The sequence below is a fragment of the Cellulomonas bogoriensis 69B4 = DSM 16987 genome, from assembly GCF_000767165.1.
GTDB classification, from domain to species: Bacteria; Actinomycetota; Actinomycetes; order Actinomycetales; family Cellulomonadaceae; genus Actinotalea; species Actinotalea bogoriensis.
Genome location: NZ_AXCZ01000321.1, coordinates 1 through 1,421 on the forward strand (window position 1 = coordinate 1; position 1,421 = coordinate 1,421).

At 68.3% G+C, this 1,421-nt stretch carries 2 protein-coding genes; both read right to left on the reverse strand.

What is annotated here, in order from left to right; genetic code table 11:
- The coding region (locus N869_RS17115; RefSeq protein ID WP_198026106.1) for a glycoside hydrolase family 11 protein at window positions 1-270 on the reverse strand (270 nt) is incomplete at its 3' end.
- A 483-nt stretch (window positions 271-753) separates the two neighbouring features.
- Window positions 754-1,421, reverse strand: a 668-nt coding sequence (locus N869_RS16730) for a cellulose binding domain-containing protein (RefSeq protein ID WP_198026107.1), incomplete at its 5' end; no start/stop codon positions are given.

A 1,421-nucleotide genomic window follows, 5' to 3' on the forward strand; every position in this document is an offset into this window, starting at 1 on the left:
GCCGATGACGAAGTTGCCGGTGTCGCGCCACTGGGTGCTGTAGTTGCCGCCCGGGCCCTGCTGCATCGAGACCGTGCCGGGGGCGTCGGTCCAGAACGAGAAGAAGTACCCGTCATGGGTTCCCTGCTGGTTCTCGGTCACCTGGGCCGATGCGGGCGCAGCGAGCGCCCCGGTGACCAGTGCGCCGGCGGCACCGATGCTGAGTGCTGCTCGGAGGGCACGACCACGGCGCGTCGTGGCGCCTTGTCCGAGGGTAGAGCTGGTGGACATTCTCACTCCTTCGTGAATTGCATGCGTCGCATGAGAAAGGGCCTTCTTCCAAGGGCTTCCCGTGCATTGTCGGCACGTCATCTCTCCATTGATGGCCGACGTGGGTCCGGGCCTTTCTCCGTGGCTCGAGTCTGCGTGGCTGTGACAAACGTCGCAACCCCGTGACCGTGGGGCGAGAGGGGCCTAAGGGATTAACTTGCACCAAGGTGGCAGAAGTGATAAGTCCGGCCTGCTCCGGGTGGGGGCGGTCGGTGTCGGTCGATGCGCGATCGCTGGTCAGGTGCGGGTGGGAAGGCTCCCAGTCGAAACGTCCTGACCAGCCCCCGCAACCGCGTCGTCGGTCGCTCGAAAGTTCCGGGATCGGATCTGAGATCCGTCTCACTGTTCGGACCCGGGAGCGGTGGGACGGCTCTCAGTGACGCCGTGCGCACGACTGAGGGCGGGGAGGCACGGTCGCCTCCCCGCCCTCGGTCCGCTGGGCCGTCAGCCTGCCCGGCAGGTCGCGGTCGGCATCGTGGTGTTGCCGTTGGAGTAGATCGTCGTCCCGAAGCTGTTGCCGGACCCGTTGGACCTTGCGGTCACGGTGTTGCCGCTCTGGGTCACGTTGGCGTTCCAGCTGCTCTGCAGGCTCTGGCCGCCGTTGAGGTTGATGGTCACCGTCCAGCTGCTCGAGCCCGAGACCGAGTAGCTGACGTTGAACCGGTCGCCCCACTGCTCGCCCCGGCTGACCGACACGGTGCAGCCGCTGCTGCCGCCCGTGTTCCCGCCGCCAGGTGCGCCACCGCCGCCGGTGCTGCCCCCGCCGGACGTCGAGCACGTGGCCGCCGGGATGGTGTCGTTCCCGTTCTTCATCACGGTCACACCGAAGCTGTTGCCGTTCCCGTTGGGGGTCGCGGTGCGCGTCGAGCCGCTGCCGCTGAGGTTGGCGTTCCAGCTGTTCTGGATGCTCTGGCCCGAGTTGAGGTTCAGGTTGACCGACCAGCTGCTCGAGCCGCTCACGGTGTAGGTGACGTTGAACCGGTCACCCCAGTCCTCGCCGCGGGTGGCGGTCACGGTGCAGCCGCTGCTGCCGCCACCCCCGGTGTTGCCACCGCCGCCGGGTGCGCCGCCACCGCCCGTGTTCCCGCCGCCACCACCGCTGCCGCCGACGG